Below are 215 nucleotides of genomic sequence, written 5' to 3' on the forward strand. Positions count from 1 at the left end.
GCACCGTATCGCTGAGCATTACGGGTGCGACCTCGAACGGCGCAGCGCTGGAAAACCCAACCATCAGTGGCCCAGCTTCGGTCACCATCGGCGACACCACCAGTGAAGTGTTTGCGACCCTGACGGCGGATAAAACCACCGTGGCTGAAGGCGGTTCGGTGACTTACACCGTGACCCTGACCACCAGCACGGGTCTGCCGCTGACCAACCATCCG

General features: G+C 61.9%; 1 protein-coding gene. It reads left to right on the forward strand.

Annotated features, from left to right (window positions below):
- On the forward strand, positions 1 to 215 hold a 215-nt coding region (locus ORL50_RS28915), incomplete at both ends, for a hypothetical protein (protein WP_266020130.1).

Source organism: Pseudomonas sp. RIT-562 (genome assembly GCF_026241895.1).
In the GTDB taxonomy this organism is placed as follows: Bacteria; Pseudomonadota; Gammaproteobacteria; order Pseudomonadales; family Pseudomonadaceae; genus Aquipseudomonas; species Aquipseudomonas mandelii_F.